We start from the raw sequence: 16595 nt of genomic DNA, 5'->3' as shown, positions 1-16595 counted from the left end.
ACCCCGCCGTGCCGCGCCCTCACTCAGTCGGCAGTGGTCACCAACGCACGCAGCTTCGCTGACCTGGCGGTGACCCAGGTGGTCATTCGTCGGCTACGCGGCCGTCTGGGCGGTAGGCGTTGTACAGGTGCTTTGGCAGCGCGGTATCCCGGCGCAATGCCTTGAACAGGGCCTTCGCCTGCTTCTTGACGGTTACGTACCGACCCCAGTGATCAGGGTCCTCAACGCTGGGGACGGTGACGGCGCGTACCCGGTTGGGAGGAATCATTCGCGCCGTGTTCACGAGGGAATACAGCTCAGCCGGAGAGTCGAGTCCTGGGTCTGCCACCAGGCTTGAGGTGACCGCGTCCAGCACCGGGTAAAGCCGTGTCGGATTGTAGAGCGTTCCGGTGGAGTTGATCTTGGATAGCAGCTGATGCATGAACTGCTTCTGCCGTTCGACGCGTTGGAGATCGCTGCCATCGCTGACTCCGAGCCGGGCACGGACGAAGGTGAGAGCCTCCTTTCCATTCACCGTCTGCCGTCCTGGCTGGAGTGTGATGCCGTACTGGGACTGGCGTACCCGCTCCGCCACATCGACCTCTACGCCGCCGACCGCGTCCACGACTTTGATGAAGCCGGAGAAGTCGGCCACGAGGTGGTGGTCGATCCGGATGCCCGTGAGGTTTTCAAATGTGCGGATCGAGCAGGCCGCTCCGCCGAACTGGTACGCCCAGTTGAACTGCGCGTGCTGTGCGCGGCTGCGGCCCCCCTCCGGTCGCAGGCAGGCAGGGATATCCACCATGAGGTCGCGCGGCACGCTCGTCATAGAGGCGCTGCGCCGGTTGGCAGCCAGATGCAGCAAGATCGTCGTATCCGCTCGTGTGCTGCCCCAGTCGGCTTCACTGTCAGTGCCGAGCAGCAGGATGTTCTGGGCCTTGCCTGCTACCACCGTAGGCCGTGCACCATGATCGGCGTCGAGCGCGCGCTGAGTCGCCTCATCGGTGCGGGTGTTGCTGTCGAGTTGTGCATAGATTAACCAGCTGATGGCCACCGCGATCAAGAGAATCAGTGCTGTCGCAATAGCGAAGATCTTGAGGATGCGTGAAACGGGGAGCCCTTTCGCTCCGCGTGCGAACCGGTCGGCCATCGAACTCTTGGCCACGGAGCTCTCCTTTTCGATTGAATGGCGAGTGTCTTCCCTAAACGACCGTGGCGGCGCCAGGGCCGAGCCACGGGATCCGCAGCGGTCTATTCGTTTGCTCGGCCCTCCGGTTGAACTCGGTCCAACGTGTCCGGGTAACCCGGTGCTGCTGCACCAGAGGGATCCACCGTCGCCAAGGCCGTTGGATAGTCTGCAGCCCTCTCGCTGTCGCTTCGGACGAAGGGACGGATCCGCTCGATCCACTCCACTGCGGCATCTTCTGCTCTGGTGGCCTTCCAGTAGCACCGAATGCATAGGTGGCTGTCGGCGCATACAGCTGCCAAATAAGCCCGATTCGAGGCTCTGATGGCCCACTGCCCCAGGAAAGAATCGTTGTAGGCGAGTGTTGAGGTGATGTAAGCGGAGAGAGCGGTGTCGGTGTAGGCCTCAGCGGCCCCACGTGGTTCCTGTTCTTCTTTTGCCGCAGATAATGAAGTGCCGGCCCGTTCCACCGCGGCGGCCATCCGCTCGCTCTCTTGGCCTGCGGCTGCGCTTTCGGCGCGCGACTGCGCTGACCGTGCCAGTTCGACGAAAGCCTCAGCGTCGATCGACGAGCGCAGCGACATAGGGGAGGCTGACCTCCCTGCGGCTCGCTTCGAACGACTGGCCGGCGCGGTGGCAGCGGCCACCGCCAGCGCGGCAACGACCGCCAGGATCACGAGATAGGGATACATCAAAGCTGCCTTCCTTTTGCCCGCTCGACGTCGGGAGCGCGTGTGCAGCTTCCGCTGCATTGTGTGCTGCTAAGGATGGCTGCGAGATCTCGTTCGTGAGGGATTGTCCCCCCGATGCAGTAGCGCCTCATTTCCTCCAGAACTTGCTGATCGTTTCCGCTGAGCGTTTCTCATCGTGCGTGGCAGGGGTCTCGACGCATGCTTGCGGGGGTGGTGCGACCTACTGCGGCGCCCGCCCCCCCCCGCTGAGGATCCCCCGAAAGAGGGGGCTCCTGTCGGTGAGTTGGACCCGAGCACGCCAACGCCGAACATGACCCGCTGCACCACGATCTTCAGTACCTCGCCCCCTGGCTGGCAGGCTGAGCGATGCGCATGCTGGCCGACCCCGTGGCGGTGGTGTAGTGGGCACGGACCACTCCGTACGCCGCCAGGGCCTGTTGGCAGCGCTCACAAGGGCGGGCCAGTAGGGGCCTCCCCTGGCTGTCTACTCTCGCGACGTAGACCACGGCGCCTTGAGGTCTGCGTGTGCGGCGCAGGATTACTTCCTCGGCATGAAACGACGCGTTCTGAAAATCGATGATTGGGTGATTTCGGTACTTGTTGCACGCGCCTCCAAGTACCCTCCCACCCCTCACTAAGACAGCGCCAACACGGTATCTGCACTGCGAGTTGGCTGCTTGTTTTATGGCGAGTGCGAGATATTTGGACATTTGGGAAGAGGTGATCTGACACCGCTCCTACGTAGAGGGATGGTGTAGCAGGTTGATTGCAGCTCACGCATGCGGGGGTGCGCCTCAGGGGGACCGTTCAGACGCTAGAGCTGCTACCCACCGCACAACGCCATCCACGTTGGTCGCGTATGCCAGCTCCTCGCCATCCGATAGTGCCTCGTCGGCGGCACTCCGCCCTGGGACGCTCTCCGGCTCCGTGGGCGTATCCCTCTCTTCCTCGTCTTCGAAATCAAGAGCATCGAATTCCGTTGACCGTTCCTCTTTTTCACGCATACGTTCCCGCGTCGCATACGCCACCAGATCACCTCTATTTCGTGGGCAAGTGGGCCGACTGCCGTGGCCCCGATGGGGTCAGCCTCGCGCTCGCCGTACCGCCCGTGTGAGCACGGGCGGCAGCAGCTCGGCCGCGAGCTTGCGGGCCAGCGACGGCGTCTGCGGGTCCTCGTCCCTGGGGGCGGGGAGGGCGCGGGATCCGGCGGGAGTGGCGTAGCGGGACGTGACCAGCGACGGCGTGGGGATCTTCTCCTGCGTGGCGCGAATGACATCAAGGCCCGCGATGCGCTGGACTTCCGGGCGGCAGCCCGGCATGTCGCACAGCTCTTGAAGGAGCGCGGCCGAGAGCGAACCGGGGTAACCCCACGTGCCGTACATCTTGTTCGACGAGAGCATGACGGGGCGCAGGTCGTGGCGGAACACCGCTTCCCAGGACGCGGCGGCGACGCCGGGTGTGTGCTCGGTGCGGTAGTCGTCGAGGACGAGGATGCCATCCCTGCGCAGTGCCCTCTTCGCCGTCAAGATGTCCTCCCGTACGTCGTCATAGGCGCGTGAGGCGTCGATGTGGATGAACCGGCACGAGTTCTCGCCGAGCAGCGAGGCCAGCATGTCGGTGCGGCCCTCGACCACTTCGGGCAAGGTGTTGTGGAAGGCCGAGTAGTTGGCCTCGAAGGCCTCTCGGGTCAATGACTTCTGGTAGAAGGCCATGGTGGCCTCCTTGGTGTATCCCGCATCGGCCCCGAAGAGGTCGCAGACCGTCATCTTCTCGCAGGGGCGCAGGAATTCGCCCATCACGATGGTGCTCTTGCCGAGGTAGCAACCCATTTCCACAAGGTTGCCGGGGTCGGTGCCCGCGGCGCCCGCGCCCAGGAACCAGGCGAACAGGCGCTGGTCGAGCGGCCAGAACCAGCCCGGTACATCTTCAAGGCAGGTGGGGCGGGGCAGTTCGGTCTGGCGGTGCTGACTGGGGGCGGTGACCGCTTCGTTGGCCGTGGTCGTCATGGTGGTTCTCCGTAAGGGGCATCTGGGGCATCTGGGGTGTGCAGGGTGTCGGGTCAGTGGGGGCGGGGGTGCGGTAGCGGCGCTTTGGCCGGGCCTGCGGACGTCACCGCAGCGGCTTCAGCCGCTCGGAGCGGTCAACGGCGTTGGGCCCGCACCCAGCCACCGCCGCCGTCAGTCGTGCCCGCGGTGGGCGTGCTCCGCTCGGCCAGGTTCACGGCACTGAGCGTCAGAGCCAAGCCTCCCAATGGCCAGACGGGAGCTGCGAACCGATGCGTTCCCATCCAGTCCGGCTCCAGGATGCCGAACGCGCAAAGGGTCAGCGTGAGCGGCAGCAGGACGGCGGCCATCGCGGTGCGGGGCATCGTGCGACGGGCGAGGACCGCCCCGACGAGCGCGGCGGTCAGGAGCACGGCGCCCCAGCCCATGAACGTGAGGAGGCCGCCGGTCGTCCGCGTGAACAGCTCGGCGTCCGGCGGCTCCTGCGCCTTGGCCACGGCCGTGTTGGGCGCCAGGCGACCGAAGAACGCGTAACGCCAGGCGAGGAATGCCGCGTACGGCACGGTAAAGACTGCCAGGCTCATGGCCGCCGCCCCTACCCGCGGCCACAGCTCCCCGCGCCGCAGCGACAGAAGAAGCAGAAGGGGGTATGCGCCCGCGAGGACCGCACCGTCCGGCCTGGTCAACGCGGCGGCCAGGGCCAGCAGGCCGGAGGCCACCGCGACGTCGGGAGCGTGCGGGACGCCAGTGGCCGCCCGGATGAGCAGGGCCGCGAGGATGGTGGCGAGCAGGGCGTACAGCGGGCCCTCCAGGCCGGAGAACATCCAGGCAACGAACGACACATTGCCGGCGAGCAGGAAGCCCGCCAGGCCCGTGACCAACCAGGAGCGGGACACCAGGCTTCGAGCCGCGCTCGCGACCGCGACCAGGATCCCGACGGTGCACAGCACTCCCAGCATCTTGGGATACAGCACCAGATCCGGCACGTCGAAGATGGTTCGATGGTCGAAAAGGCCAAGGCGCCTGCCGGCGACGAGGAGACCGAGCCAGGCAGGATTGGAGTAGCCCTCGCCCGGCTCAGCGCCCGGCTGCTGTACGGGTCCAAGTCCTTCGTCGATGCTGCGCGCGTAGGCGAAGGTGATGGCCGCATCGTCGACCACCCACTGCCCGAAACGGGCGCCGTGCCAGGTGATGAGGGCGGTGCCCAACGCGATGGCTGCGCCGTCGGCCCGCCAGCGGGCCCAGAGGGAAAGGTTGTTGGATGCTTCCAGAGGCAGAATCTGCCCCGGTTGGGTGACCAGCCCCGGAATGGGGGCTGTCGTGTCGGTCATCGCGTGCCGTTCCGGAGGGGGGAGAGCGGGGAGGTGTGGTGCTGGTCGAGGCTCTGCTGGGGGAGGGACGGCAGCGGGGGGTCCTGGCCGAGCATGACCCGGGAGACCACGCGAGCGGCCGCGTCCCCGTCGTCGTACTCGCAAAACCGTGCGCGGAAGTCGGACCGCAGGGCGGCGGAACGGTCGTCCCGCCGCACCCCCGAGGCGAACAGATGCGCCAACTGAGCGGTTCGGGTGGTGACATGACCCGGCGACGTGGCGAGCGGATCGAAGTACGTGCCGCGTGCCGCCTGATAGGCCGCCCAGTCGTCGGTGTGGATGATGACCGGACGGTCCAGATGGACGTAGTCGAACATCAGCGAGGAGTAATCGGTCACCAGGGCGTCGGCGGTCAGTATCAGGTCCTCGACGCACCTCTCGTCGGTGACGTCGCGCAGCAGTCCGTGCTGCTCCAGGTCGCGCAGTTGCAGGCTGCGGGCGGCGGCGCGGGCGTACTGCCGGTGCAGCCGCACGAGCAGCGTGACGCCGGGCCCGAGCTCGCGCACCAGCCGCTCGAAGTCCACCCGTGGCTCATACCATTTGCTGTGGTCGCGGGGTGTCGGTGCGTAGAGCACGACGGTGTTGCCATCGGGGATGCGAAGGCGGGTGGGCACGGCTGCCGCGCGTAGCACGTCGCCCCGCACGAGCACGTCGTTGCGTGGCGCGCCGGTCGCCAGCGAGGTGAAGCGGCACGGATAGGCGCGATCCCAGACCCGCTGGGCGTACCGACCGGACACCAGGCTGTAGTCCCGGCGGTCCGAACGCCGCAGCTGCGCGGCGATGTCGAGGTGATACATCGCTGCGGGACGGCCCAGGAGATCGGCACCCATGCGTTTGGGCGGCGTCCCCTGGTGGGTGTGGACGTGGATCTGCCCTTCGCGTTTCACCAGGCCCGGGGCCCAGTTGACGTTGTTGAAGAAGTACGTGGCCCGGCTTATCACCCGGTGGTAGCGCGGGGTGCCAGGGAGGACGAACTCGACGCCTTCCGGCACCTGCTCCACGGCCTCGGGCCGCACTACCCACACCGGGCGGACATGCGGGGCGAGCGTCCCGGCCGCCTGCTGGATCGCGGCCGGGTCGCCGGCCACACCGCGGTGCGAGAACGCCGAGTACACCGCGAGATGTGGGTTGAGCGGACGCCTGCGCTCGATCCGAGCGAGTGTGCGCTTGGCCCTGCGAGCGGCCGATTTACGCAGCTCATGCTTCTTGCGGCGGGCGGCGGAACGTACTGAATCGGCCAGGGCCCAGGCCTGGAAGACGGCGTAGGGGCTCGTCGCGGTGAGCCTCCACTGGACGCGGTAGCGGTCGTCGGGCGGGGCGAAGCCGGCCGGCTTGTAGCGCCGGTAGAACCGCACCATCATGCGGTAGAAGTCGCCGCGGTCGCCGGGCAGTACGCATGCGGTGGCCAAGAGCGTCGTCAGGAAGTGATTGATCATCCGCTCGAAGAGCAGCGGCCGGGCCGCGTCGAGCTCCGGGTGCTCGTCGAGGAACGTGAACAGACCGGCGTACTGCGCGAAGATGTCGAAGTGCTTGCGGCCCGAGGTCTGGGTGATCGCGCCCTGCCTGCGCTGCCGGTGTTCGATGCATACCAGGTCCAGGCAGCCGATACGGCGGGCGGCGACCAACGCCTGAAAGGTGATCGGAGCGCCTTCGTAAAGACCTGGTTTGTAGGCGAACTTGTGGCCAGTGAAGAAGTCGCGGCGGTAGGCCTTGTTCCAGGCCACCGGGGACAGGCGCAGGTACTGGGGGCTCGTGAGGATGTCGAAGGTGTCCTTGCCCGCGGCGGCGAGCAGGTCCGCCGTCGTGCTGCGCCCGGCGCGGCCCCACCAGTACGTGCGCACGTGGTCGAACACCAGCACATCGGGATCTTCGGTGACGGCAAGCCGTTGATCGATGGCCGCGAGCGCGCCCGGCGTGTAGCTGTCGTCGCTGTCAAGGAAGAGCAGGTAGTCGCCGGTGGCGTCGTGGACACCGACATTGCGGGCACGCCCGAGGCCGACGTTCGCGGGAAGGTGGACCGCCCGGACCCGCGCATCGCGCGCCGCGTACTCGTCGATGATCGCGCCGCAGTGATCGGGCGAGCAGTCGTCGACCGCGATGACTTCAAAGTCGGCGAAAGACTGCGTCAAGACCGAGTCGAGGCACGCACGCAGGTAGCCCTGCACCCTGTGGACGGGGACGATGATGCTGAAACGGGGCACGGGCTTTTCCACGGGTCGTGATGGGCGGGGACGTGGGTGGTGCACTGGGCGGCGGCAGGCGCGTGTGGAGCCTGGGCGGCTCAGATGGCTGCTCGCTCAGATGTGGCACGGCGGGACACCCTTGGGTGCGGGACGTTGCGGTGGGACACGGGGCGGGGCGGGCGCGGGAACGCGCCCGCTCAGGGGCACGATCGGCGGCAGCCGGTCGGCCGGCTCGCCGAGCAGCACCCGCCGCACCACCCGCTCCGCCGCGAGCCCGTCGTCCAGGTCGCAGAACCGCTCACGGAACGCGGCCCGCAGCCGCCCCGAAAGCTCCCCGTCCCACTCGCCCTCGCGGAAGATCCGCGTCAGTTCGTCCTGCGTGCGGGCCACGGCGCCCGGCGGCTCGGCGAGCAGGTCGAAGTAGACGCCGCGGGTCGCGCGGTAGATGTCCCAGTCATCGGCGTACAGGACAATCGGCCGGTCGAGGTTGGCGTAGTCGAACATGATTGACGAGTAGTCCGTGATCAGGGCGTCGGCTGCCAGGCAGACTTCCTCGGCGGAGCGGTGCTCCGTCAAGTCGATCAACTTGCCGGAGTGCACGGCCCGTTCATGCCCCGCCGAACCCTCGTCGAAGTGGTGGGCGCGCAACAGCACCACGAAGTCCTCACCGAGGGCGTCGCACCAGGCGGGCAGGTTGAGCTGTGGTGCGAAACCGGTGCGGTAGTTGCGGTGGGTCGGCGCGTACAGGAGGGCGGTCTTGCCCTCGGAGATGCCGAAACGCTTGCGGATGGTGGACACATCGTCGGCCGTCGCGCTGTAGAAGGTGTCGTTGCGGAGATAGCCGACATTGAGACTCTCGTACGCTCCCGGGTAGGCGTGCTGCCAGACCTCGGTGGAATGGTGGTTCGAGGAGACAATGAAGTCCCAGCCGTCCACCCGCTCCAGGAGTCTGCCGAGTGGTCCCGCGGCGGCGGCAGCGGCAGGAAAGCCCACCTGGTCCACGCCCACCCGCTTGAGCGGCGTGCCGTGCTGGGTCTGCACATGGACGGTGCCACGGCGCTTCTTGACCGCCATCTCGAAGTCGACGTTGTTGAAGGTGTACTTGGCAGTGGCCATCACCTCCCAGTAGCGGCGGCTGCCGATCACCACGCATTCCACGCTGTCCGGCATCTGTTGGCCGCTGCCGTCGGCGACGAGGAAGACAGTCTTGATGTGTGGGACCAGGCGCTGGACCGCGGCGTGGATGGCGGCAGGGTTGCAGGCGTAGCCGCGCCCCCGGTAAGCCGAGAAGACGGCCAGGTGCTCGTCGATGGGCCGCCTGAGGAAGGTCAGGTAGGGGTGGCGGCGACGCTGCCAGAGGCTCCCCGCGCGCTGGAAGGCGGGGGCGAGATATCCGGTCGGCCTCTTCTCCGCCGCGCGCAACGCGCAGAAGACCACGTAGTGGCCCGAGGCAAGCAGCCGGTGCTGCGCTCCGAGACGCCCCGAAGGCTGTCGGAACCCTGCGGGCCGGTGCCGCCGGTACAGCCGTGAAGCCCGGCGGAAGAAGCGCCGCCGCAGAATCGCGGAGGGCAGCCGCGAGGGCGTCGATGCGGTCTTGAGCACCTCGTGCGTGAACCCGCCGAAGGTCCGGGCGAGCACGGAGGCCGGTGGTGTGAGCACGGCCGCCTCGTTCATCGCGAGGTCGAACTGGTCTAGCAGGTCCAGGTGGTGCAGGCCCGCGCCCCGGTTCTGCTCGCCCTGCCTGCGCAGCAGATGACGTACGCAGACCCGGTCGAGCACGGCGATCCGCTCGGCCCGCAGTGCGCACAGCACGCTCCACACCGTGTCTGTGAACATGCCCGGCGCTAAGGAGAGCCGGTGCTCCGTCAGGAAACGCCGCCGGTAGGCGCCACAGAACGCGGGCACCATGGGGTCGGGCAGAGCGGCATGCTGCTCCACAGAGAAGGCGCCTGCCGGAGCGCCCTTCCAAAGCCACTGGAGGGCTGGGCCCTGGGAGCCCTCGAACCAGTGCACCCGCTCATGGTCGAAGAACAGCAGATCGGGGTCTTCGGTCTCGGCGAGCCGGGCGTCGATGGCCGCCAGCGTGCGGGGCACGAGCCTGTCGTCGCCGTTGAGGAACAACACGTACTCGCCGTTGGCCACCTCTGCCCCGGCGTTCCGCGCCCGGGGCAGGCCGCCGCTGGACGGGGACTGTGTGCGGCGTACGCGTGGGTCGCGCTCCGCGTGCTCGGCGACGATCGTCGAGCACAGGTCCGCCGGTCCTTCGATGTCGTCGACGACCGCGATCAGTTCGAGGTCCTCGAAGGACTGTCCGAGCACCGAGCCCGGGCAGTCGGCGAGCCGCCCCGACACTCCGTGGGTGGGAACGATGATGGTGAAGCGCGGCAAGACTGCCTCCTCGTGGGGTCGGCTTCTCTGTTGGGCGCACGCGCCGCGGCTGGAGCCTGCCCTTTTCATGGGCGGGGTGGGCGTGGGGCCTGGAGCTTCAGACACGTCAGCTCCCGGGGGTGGGGGGAGTGCGCTGCAGCAGGCGGGCGGAGGACAGCGGCAGCCCGGAAGGGTCCGATCCGGACAGGGCGTCAAGCGCCCGCGGCGCCGGCGCGGGGTGCCGCTCCGAAAGCGGCACGACCGCAGGCCGTGGGGTCGTTTCGCCGAGCACCACATGTCGCACGATCCGTTCCGCGGCATGTCCGTCGTCGTAGGGGCAGAACCTGTCCCGAAACGCGTGCCTCAGCTGCGCGGAGCGTGCCTCTCGCCAACGGCCTGATTCGAAGATGTCGGTGAGTTCGTCCTCGCTGCGCGCGACCGCGCCCGGCGGGAACTCGCGCACGTCGAAGTAGGTGCCGCGGGCCGCTTCGTACGCCTCCCAGTCGGTGGCGTGCAGGACGACGGGGCGGTCGAGGTTGGCGTAGTCGAACATGAGCGAGGAGTAGTCGGTGACCAGGGCGTCGGACGCGAGGCAGAGGGACTCGACGTCCGGATGGTCCGACACGTCGATCAGGCGGCCCGAGCTGGGCGCCAGGGGCGCCCCGTACGAGTGATGGGCGCGGGTCAGGACGACGAAGCGCGGACCGAGGTTGTGCAGCATCCGCTCCAGGTCGAGGGAGCGCAGCTGGGTGTGGCGGTAGTCGCGGTGGGTGGGCGCGTAGAGGATGGCGACGGCGCCCGGGGGGATGCCGAGGGACTCGCGGATGCGGGCCACGTCGGCGGAGCTCGCCCGCTGGTAGATGTCGTTGCGCGGGTAGCCGTACTCGAGCGTGGTGTACGAGGCGGGGTAGACGCGCTCCCAGACCAGCGTGGAGTGCCGGTTCGCCGACAGGACGTAGTCCCATTTGTCGGCGTTGCGCAGGAGGGCGGCGAAGTCCATGCCCCGGGCGGCGGCGGGCCGGTCCTGGAGGTCGAGGCCCATCAGCTTCAGGGGGGTGCCGTGCTGGGTCTGGATCATGATCTGGCCGGGGCGTTTGATGAGCCTGCGGTCGAAGTCGACGTTGTTCACGAGGTACTTGGAGCGCGCGAGGGCGCTCCAGTACGCGGCCGTGCCGGGGCGCAGCCTGCGGGTGGCCGTCGGCAGGGTGTGGTGGTGGGCGGGGTCCGCGATCCACGCGGTGCGGATGTGCGGGGCGTGCTCGCGCACCGCGGCCTCCAGGGCGCCGGGGTTGCAGCCGTAGCCGCGCCCCCAGTACGAGGAGAAGACCGCGCGGTCGGCGCGCAGCGGCAGGCGCAGCTGGATGCGGTAGTGCAGTTGCAGCACGGCACCCTTGGCGCGGTGCCGCGCTCTCGCCGCGTACCGCTTGGCCCGTGACCTGACCCGCAGCGCCGTCCACAGGGTCCGGTAGGTGCGGTGCGTGCCAAGGCGTACCAGGCCGTGCCGGACCCGGGCGCGGACGCGGGCGCGTGGGCGGGCGCCGGGGACGCGGTATCGGCGGTAGTGGGTGCGGGCTTTGCGCAGGAATTCGGCGCGGCTGCCGCGCGGGAGGCGGTCCCGCTTGCTGAAGACCGCCGAGAGGTGGTCGACCATCTTCCTGAAGAGGACGGGCCGCCAGGCCGCCGAGAGTTCCGGGTGCTCGTCGAGGAACGCGAAGACCCGCTCGTACTGGTCGAAGATCTCGAAGTGCCTGCGGGTCGTGGTGCGCAGGATGCTGCCGCGGCGGCGCTGGAGGTAGTGCACGCAGACCCGGTCGAGGGTGGCGATCGAGCCCGCCTTCATCAGGACCGGAGCGGTCCAGGGCGTGTCCTCGTAGAGGCCGGGCGGGAAGGTGAAGCCCTCGCGTTCGATGAAGTCGCGGCGGTAGGCCTTGTTCCAGGCGACCATCAGGAGGCGCAGCAGGCCGGGCCTCTCGCTCAGCCGGAAGGGGGCGGGGCCCTCCTCCTTCAGGAGGCTCGCGAACTGGTTGCGCACGGCCTCGCCCGACCAGAAGGTGCGCGCGTAGTCGTAGATCAGGACGTCCGGCTCGTCGGTCTCCTTGATGCGGTCGGAGATCGCGTGCAGGGAGTGGGGGGTGAGGGTGTCGTCGCTGTCGAGGAAGATCAGGTAGTCGCCGCTGGCGCGCTCCATGCCGGCGTTGCGGGCCGGGCCCAGACCGACGTTCTCCTTGAGGTGGACGGCCTTCATGCGGGTGTCACGGGCCGCGCGCTCGTCGATGAGGGCGCCGCATGCGTCGGGTGAGGCGTCGTCGACCACGATCAGCTCGAAGTCCGTGAACGATTGCTCGAGGACGGATTCGAGGCATGCGTGCAGATATGCCTGCACCTTGTACACGGGCACGATGACACTGAACCGGGGCAAGGCACATCCATGGGTCGGCGCGGGCATACTGCCCGGAAACGCCCCGGCGGCCGGTCGAGTTACGCCGTATGTGGCATATGGGGGATGGGTACGAGTGAAGCGATCCTGTGAGAACCGGTTCATGACCGTTCGCCTCCGATGGCGCCCTGTCCGAGCTCACGGCCGAGGACCATGAATCGGACTGCGCACGTGCCCGCGGTCCTTCGTAGCTGGAGTCGTCGCACCCTCGGAAACCAGCAAGTCCGGGGACTCGTTCTGCCGTCCGCACCGCTTGATGGCGCCACCGCTGCTACTGACTTCTTCGGAGTCACTAATCGCGACAGGCTGATGCCTCCGCGGCCACTGGGTCAGCGGGAAACCGGAACGTCGTGCGCTGCACCGAGCCCGTGAGGTTCTTCCAGAACCGCCCAGCGGACAGGGGCTCGCGGACCGAATTCTGCAGCTCCGCGAGGCGGCCACAGGAGAGCGCGCGCCGAGCGGCGGCCACTGCCTTCTCGTCGACCCAACCGGGCAGCCGGGCCCCCGGGTCCGTGTAATCGGCGATGATCCAAGGCAGGCTCAGGCGCTTGTCGGCGCCTGCTTTGAACCGGCCCGTGCGCTCGACATGGGCCGCGAGGGGGTACGAGAGGCCGATGGGATCGATCGAGAGCCCGTCCAGCGGCACGGCGAGGCCATTGTGCCCCAGCATCACCCGGGAGCCGGCCACGCTGGCCTGGAACCGGTCGGCCAGCGGCAGTTCGAGATAGGAACGGTTGAACTTGGCTTCCAGGACCAGCCTCTGGCCATCGGGCCCGGCCGCCCGCTTGACCCTCCCGGTGAACGGTGTCCGATTACGGAGGTGGTCCGCTTGTGTGGTCGGGTGCGCCGATCCGGTGATGCCCTGGTACCCGCGGCGTTGGTCGTAGATCTCGTACCGCGGGGACACGAAGGGCGGCCGCCACAGCAGGAGGCAGCACAGACTCCAGACCCCGACCGTCACGGCGGAGGCTGCCGTCCTGCGGTTCATCGGTACGAACCAGACCGGCAGCATCATCAGGAACAGGCCGGGGAGGAGCATGCGAGCGTGCATGAAGTCCCCACCGACGCGCACCACGTAGACCATGCTGAGCAGTCCTGACAGGACCGGCGCGGCGCACCGCAGGAGCGTGGTGGAGGGCAGGGGCAGCCGCCACCTCCACAGCTGGGTCAAGGCCAGTGCGATCAGGACCAGGAGGGGAATCCAGAGTTTGTACGGGAGCAGGAAATTCTGGGCGTAGAACAGACCGCGTCCCCAGAGGGACTCCGATGCCTCTTTCGAGACGGCGGGAAGAGGGATCAGTACGCCGTAGTATCCGGCCCGGAAGATCTCGTACGAGACGGGGAGCGCGGCAGCCGCGGCGAGGTAGCCACCGGCCCGCAGGATTCCGGTGCGGAGCAGGACCAGCCAGATGGCCAGGAAGACCACGGTGACCAGGCCGAGGTCGGGGCGAACCAGCGGACCGAGGCCGAAGCCGACGGCTGTCGCCGCGTGGCGGACGGGCGGAGCGTCCCTGGAGGTCGTGACAAGGAGCCACCAGCACAGCGCAAGCCAGCCCAGGACCAGACCCGTCTCCAAACCCGAGGACGCGTAGTCCCAGAAGGCACTGACCGGCAGGACCAGGAGTACGCCGAGCGGAAGAGGCATCTGCCGGGAGCCGTGCAGCCGCAGCGCCGCGTGCCCGGCCAGCGCGTACCCGAGGGTGGTGGTGATGAGGCCCAAGACCACGGCCACTAGCAGTGGGTCAGCACCGCTGATCAGGTGCCCCAGGACAACCAGCCACTGCCAGAGTGTCCCGGTGGAAGACTCGGCGCGCTCCCCGATGTTGAACACCGGCCCGTTGCCGGCGAGGATCTGCCGGACGGCGCGGGTGTAGATGAGCGAGTCGTCGCCTGCCCAGCGATGTCCGTAGCCCAGGATCAGGATGGCCGCGGCCGGCGCCAGCACAGCGATCCTGGCCCAGATGCGTACGTGGCTGTGTCCCCGGTCGCCGGGGTTGGACACGGTCCGCTGGGCGTTGACGCGAGCCATGGTCGACCGCTGCGGAGCAGATGATCCCTCACGTGTGTGCGTCATGGCAGGGAACCTCTCGGAGCGGTGCGTGGGCGAGACCGGCGGCCGGAGCGGGGGTGCGGCTCGCCAACGGGATGACGGGGGGGATGTCCTCGGCGGCCTGCTGGAGGAGCACGCGTCGCACGACCCGCTCGGCAGCCCGCCCGTCGTCGAAGTCGCAGAACCGGCCACGGAAGGCGCTGCGCAGGGCGCGGGCGCGGTCACCGTTCCACTCGCCGGTGCGGAAGATCTCGGTGAGCTGCTGCGGAGTGCGGGCCAACGGTCCGGGCGGCGCGGCGGGCAGGTCGAAGTAGGTGCCCCGGGTATCGCGGTACATCTCCCAGTCGGGGGCATAGGTGACCATCGGGCGGTCGAGGTTCGCGTAGTCGAAGGTGATGGACGAGTAATCGCTGATCAGCACGTCCGAGACCAGGCACACTTCCTCCGGCGAGTAGTGCTCGGTCAGGTCGATCAGTTTTCCGGAGTGGAGGGCCTGAAGGTGCCCCGGGGAGCCCTCGTCGGAGTGGTGGGCGCGCAGCACCACGACGAACTCGTCGCCGAGTGCCTCGCAGAACGAGGCGAGGTCGAGGCGTGCGTCGAACCCGCCGGCGTAGTCCCGGTAGGTGGGCGCGTACAGCACCGCGATCCGGTCCTCGGGGATGCCCAGGCGTCGGCGCAACTCCTGGACGCCTGCCAGCGTGGTGTTGTAAAAGGCGTCATTGCGCGGATAGCCGTAGTCGAGCGTTTCGTAGCCGCCGGGGTAGGCACGTTCCCAGATCTCGGTCGAATGCCGATTCGAGGAGAGGTTGAAGTCCCAGCGCGCGATGCGTTGCAGAAGATGCTGGTAGTTGCCGATCGTCGAGCAGGCGGCCGGGTACTCGGATGTGTCCAGCCCCATGCGCTTCAGGGGGGTGCCGTGCTGGGTCTGGACGTGAACGGTGCCGGATCGCTTACGCACCGCGGGCTCGAAGTTGACGTTGTTGAAGGTGTACTTGGCGCGCGCCATGACCTCCCAGTAGCGTGCGCTGCCGATCACGACGCACTCCACGTCGTCGGGAACGTGCCCTTGGGTGTCTTCCGTCACGAGGAACACCGACTTGATGTGGGGGGCGAGCCGGCGGACAGCGGTGTGGATGGCGGCCGGGTTGCAGGTGTAGCCACGGCCCCAGTAGGCGGAGTACACCGCGAGGTTCTCGTCGACCGGCTCTTCGAGGAATGTCCTGTACAGCGTGGTACGGGGGTTCGCGTTGCGCCGTGCGCGTTTGGGCACGGGCAGCGTGATCCGGCTGGACCTGCGCAGAGAGCGCAGTGCCCGGGACGCTGTGTGCGCGTTCGCGGCGAGCAGCCGGTGCTGCACGCCGAGCGAGCCACTGGGCACGGTGAGCCCGGCGGGCCGGTGCAGTTGGTACAGGTGCGAGGCCCGCTTGAAGAACTGCCGTTGCAGGCTGCTGGAGCCGAGCCTGGCGGGTTCTGCGGCGGTCTTCAGTACCTCGTGGAAGAGACGCAGGAAGAGCCGTTCCCGCACGGCGGTGGGAGGGTCCAACTCGTTGGCCTGGCGCATGACCAGGTCGAGCTGGTCCAGGAAGTCCATGTGGTGAGGCCCCGGCAGATGTGTTCTGCGCCCCTGGCGACGGAGATGGTGCCGGACGCAGATCTGGTCGAGCACGGCGAGATCGCGGGCGTGGAGCGCCGCGGGCAGGCACCAGCTCAAGTCGGTGAACATGCCGGGCGCGAACGTCAGGGTGTGACGTGTGGCGAACTGGCGCCGATAGGCGGCGCTCCACGCCGGGAGGAGTGGATCGGGGAGTGCGGTGTGCTGTTTCAGGGAGAACGCGCCGACGGGTGCGCCAGCCCACACGCGTTCCAGGGCTGAGCCCTGGCCGCCGTCAAACCAGTGGATCCGCTCGTGATCGAACAGGAGGAGATCTGGGTCGTGTGTCGCGTTCAGGCGTTCGTCGATCCGCAGTACCGCGTCCGGTGTGAAGGTGTCGTCGCCGTCGAGGAACAGCAGGTAGTCACCGCGGGCGGCAGCAACTCCGGCATTGCGGGCGGCACCCAGACCGTCGGCGGGGTCTGTGCACACCGATCTCACCCGGGCGTCGCGTTCGGCGTATCGGGCCACGATGGGGGCGGCTGGTCCTGAGGCAGTCGGCAGGACGGTGAGCAGTTCGAGGTCGCCGGACTGAGCCAGCACCGACTCGAGGCAGTCGGACAGCCGACCAGACACGTCATGGGTGGGAACAATGATGCTGAAGCGCGGCATGGTGGTCTCTTTCGAAACTGATTCGGGCCCACACAGAAGGGTGGGTTCCGCTCGGTGGTCGGTCA

10 protein-coding genes are annotated in these 16595 nt (G+C 68.1%); all 10 read right to left on the bottom strand.

The features are described from left to right. Window positions 1–82: 82 nt before the first annotated feature. The gene (locus E5671_RS01310; RefSeq protein ID WP_160501989.1) at window positions 83–1144 is read right to left on the bottom strand and encodes an LCP family glycopolymer transferase; all 1062 of its coding nucleotides are present in this window, start codon (window positions 1142–1144) and stop codon (window positions 83–85) included. A gap of 86 nt (window positions 1145–1230) precedes the next feature. Then, on the bottom strand, window positions 1231–1857 hold the full coding sequence (locus tag E5671_RS01305; protein ID WP_160501988.1) for a hypothetical protein: 627 nt from the start codon (window positions 1855–1857) through the stop codon (window positions 1231–1233). Window positions 1858–2189: 332 nt separating this feature from the next. Next, window positions 2190–2567, bottom strand: coding sequence for a hypothetical protein (locus E5671_RS47635; protein ID WP_160501987.1), 378 nt, complete (start codon window positions 2565–2567; stop codon window positions 2190–2192). Window positions 2568–2939: 372 nt separating this feature from the next. Beyond that, the gene (locus tag E5671_RS01295; RefSeq protein WP_160501986.1) at window positions 2940–3863 is read right to left on the bottom strand and encodes a class I SAM-dependent methyltransferase; all 924 of its coding nucleotides are present in this window, start codon (window positions 3861–3863) and stop codon (window positions 2940–2942) included. A gap of 134 nt (window positions 3864–3997) precedes the next feature. After that, window positions 3998–5191, bottom strand: a complete 1194-nt coding sequence (locus E5671_RS01290) for a hypothetical protein (protein ID WP_160501985.1) — start codon at window positions 5189–5191, stop codon at window positions 3998–4000. Further along, window positions 5188–7431, bottom strand: a complete 2244-nt coding sequence (locus tag E5671_RS01285; protein WP_160501984.1) for a CDP-glycerol glycerophosphotransferase family protein — start codon at window positions 7429–7431, stop codon at window positions 5188–5190. The genes E5671_RS01290 and E5671_RS01285 overlap by 4 nt, the downstream gene beginning before the upstream one ends. A gap of 96 nt (window positions 7432–7527) precedes the next feature. Then, entirely contained in the window at window positions 7528–9801 is a 2274-nt protein-coding gene (locus tag E5671_RS01280; RefSeq protein WP_160501983.1) for a bifunctional glycosyltransferase/CDP-glycerol:glycerophosphate glycerophosphotransferase, read from the bottom strand. Between the two features lie 106 nt (window positions 9802–9907). Next, the gene (locus tag E5671_RS01275; RefSeq protein ID WP_160501982.1) at window positions 9908–12199 is read right to left on the bottom strand and encodes a bifunctional glycosyltransferase/CDP-glycerol:glycerophosphate glycerophosphotransferase; all 2292 of its coding nucleotides are present in this window, start codon (window positions 12197–12199) and stop codon (window positions 9908–9910) included. A 310-nt stretch (window positions 12200–12509) separates the two neighbouring features. Beyond that, window positions 12510–14291 carry a hypothetical protein gene (locus tag E5671_RS01270; protein ID WP_160501981.1) on the bottom strand — a complete coding sequence of 594 codons (1782 nt, stop codon included), beginning with the start codon at window positions 14289–14291 and terminating at the stop codon, window positions 12510–12512. Beyond that, window positions 14275–16530 (bottom strand): bifunctional glycosyltransferase/CDP-glycerol:glycerophosphate glycerophosphotransferase, encoded by a 2256-nt coding sequence (locus tag E5671_RS01265; RefSeq protein ID WP_160501980.1) that lies wholly within the window; start codon window positions 16528–16530, stop codon window positions 14275–14277. The genes E5671_RS01270 and E5671_RS01265 overlap by 17 nt, the downstream gene beginning before the upstream one ends. Window positions 16531–16595 lie beyond the last annotated feature (65 nt).

This window comes from Streptomyces sp. BA2, assembly GCF_009769735.1.
Taxonomy (GTDB): domain Bacteria; phylum Actinomycetota; class Actinomycetes; order Streptomycetales; family Streptomycetaceae; genus Streptomyces.
This window is presented reverse-complemented; position numbering and strand designations above follow the sequence as displayed.

Excerpts from the sequence above, each read along its gene's own strand:
- E5671_RS01305 (WP_160501988.1), bottom strand. The coding sequence starts at position 1,857 with ATGTATCCCTATCTCGTGATCCTGGCGGTCGTTGCCGCGCTGGCGGTG.
- E5671_RS47635 (WP_160501987.1), bottom strand. The coding sequence starts at position 2,567 with ATGTCCAAATATCTCGCACTCGCCATAAAACAAGCAGCCAACTCGCAG.
- E5671_RS01295 (WP_160501986.1), bottom strand. The coding sequence starts at position 3,863 with ATGACGACCACGGCCAACGAAGCGGTCACCGCCCCCAGTCAGCACCGC.
- E5671_RS01290 (WP_160501985.1), bottom strand. The coding sequence starts at position 5,191 with ATGACCGACACGACAGCCCCCATTCCGGGGCTGGTCACCCAACCGGGG.
- E5671_RS01270 (WP_160501981.1), bottom strand. The coding sequence starts at position 14,291 with ATGACGCACACACGTGAGGGATCATCTGCTCCGCAGCGGTCGACCATG.
- E5671_RS01265 (WP_160501980.1), bottom strand. The coding sequence starts at position 16,530 with ATGCCGCGCTTCAGCATCATTGTTCCCACCCATGACGTGTCTGGTCGG.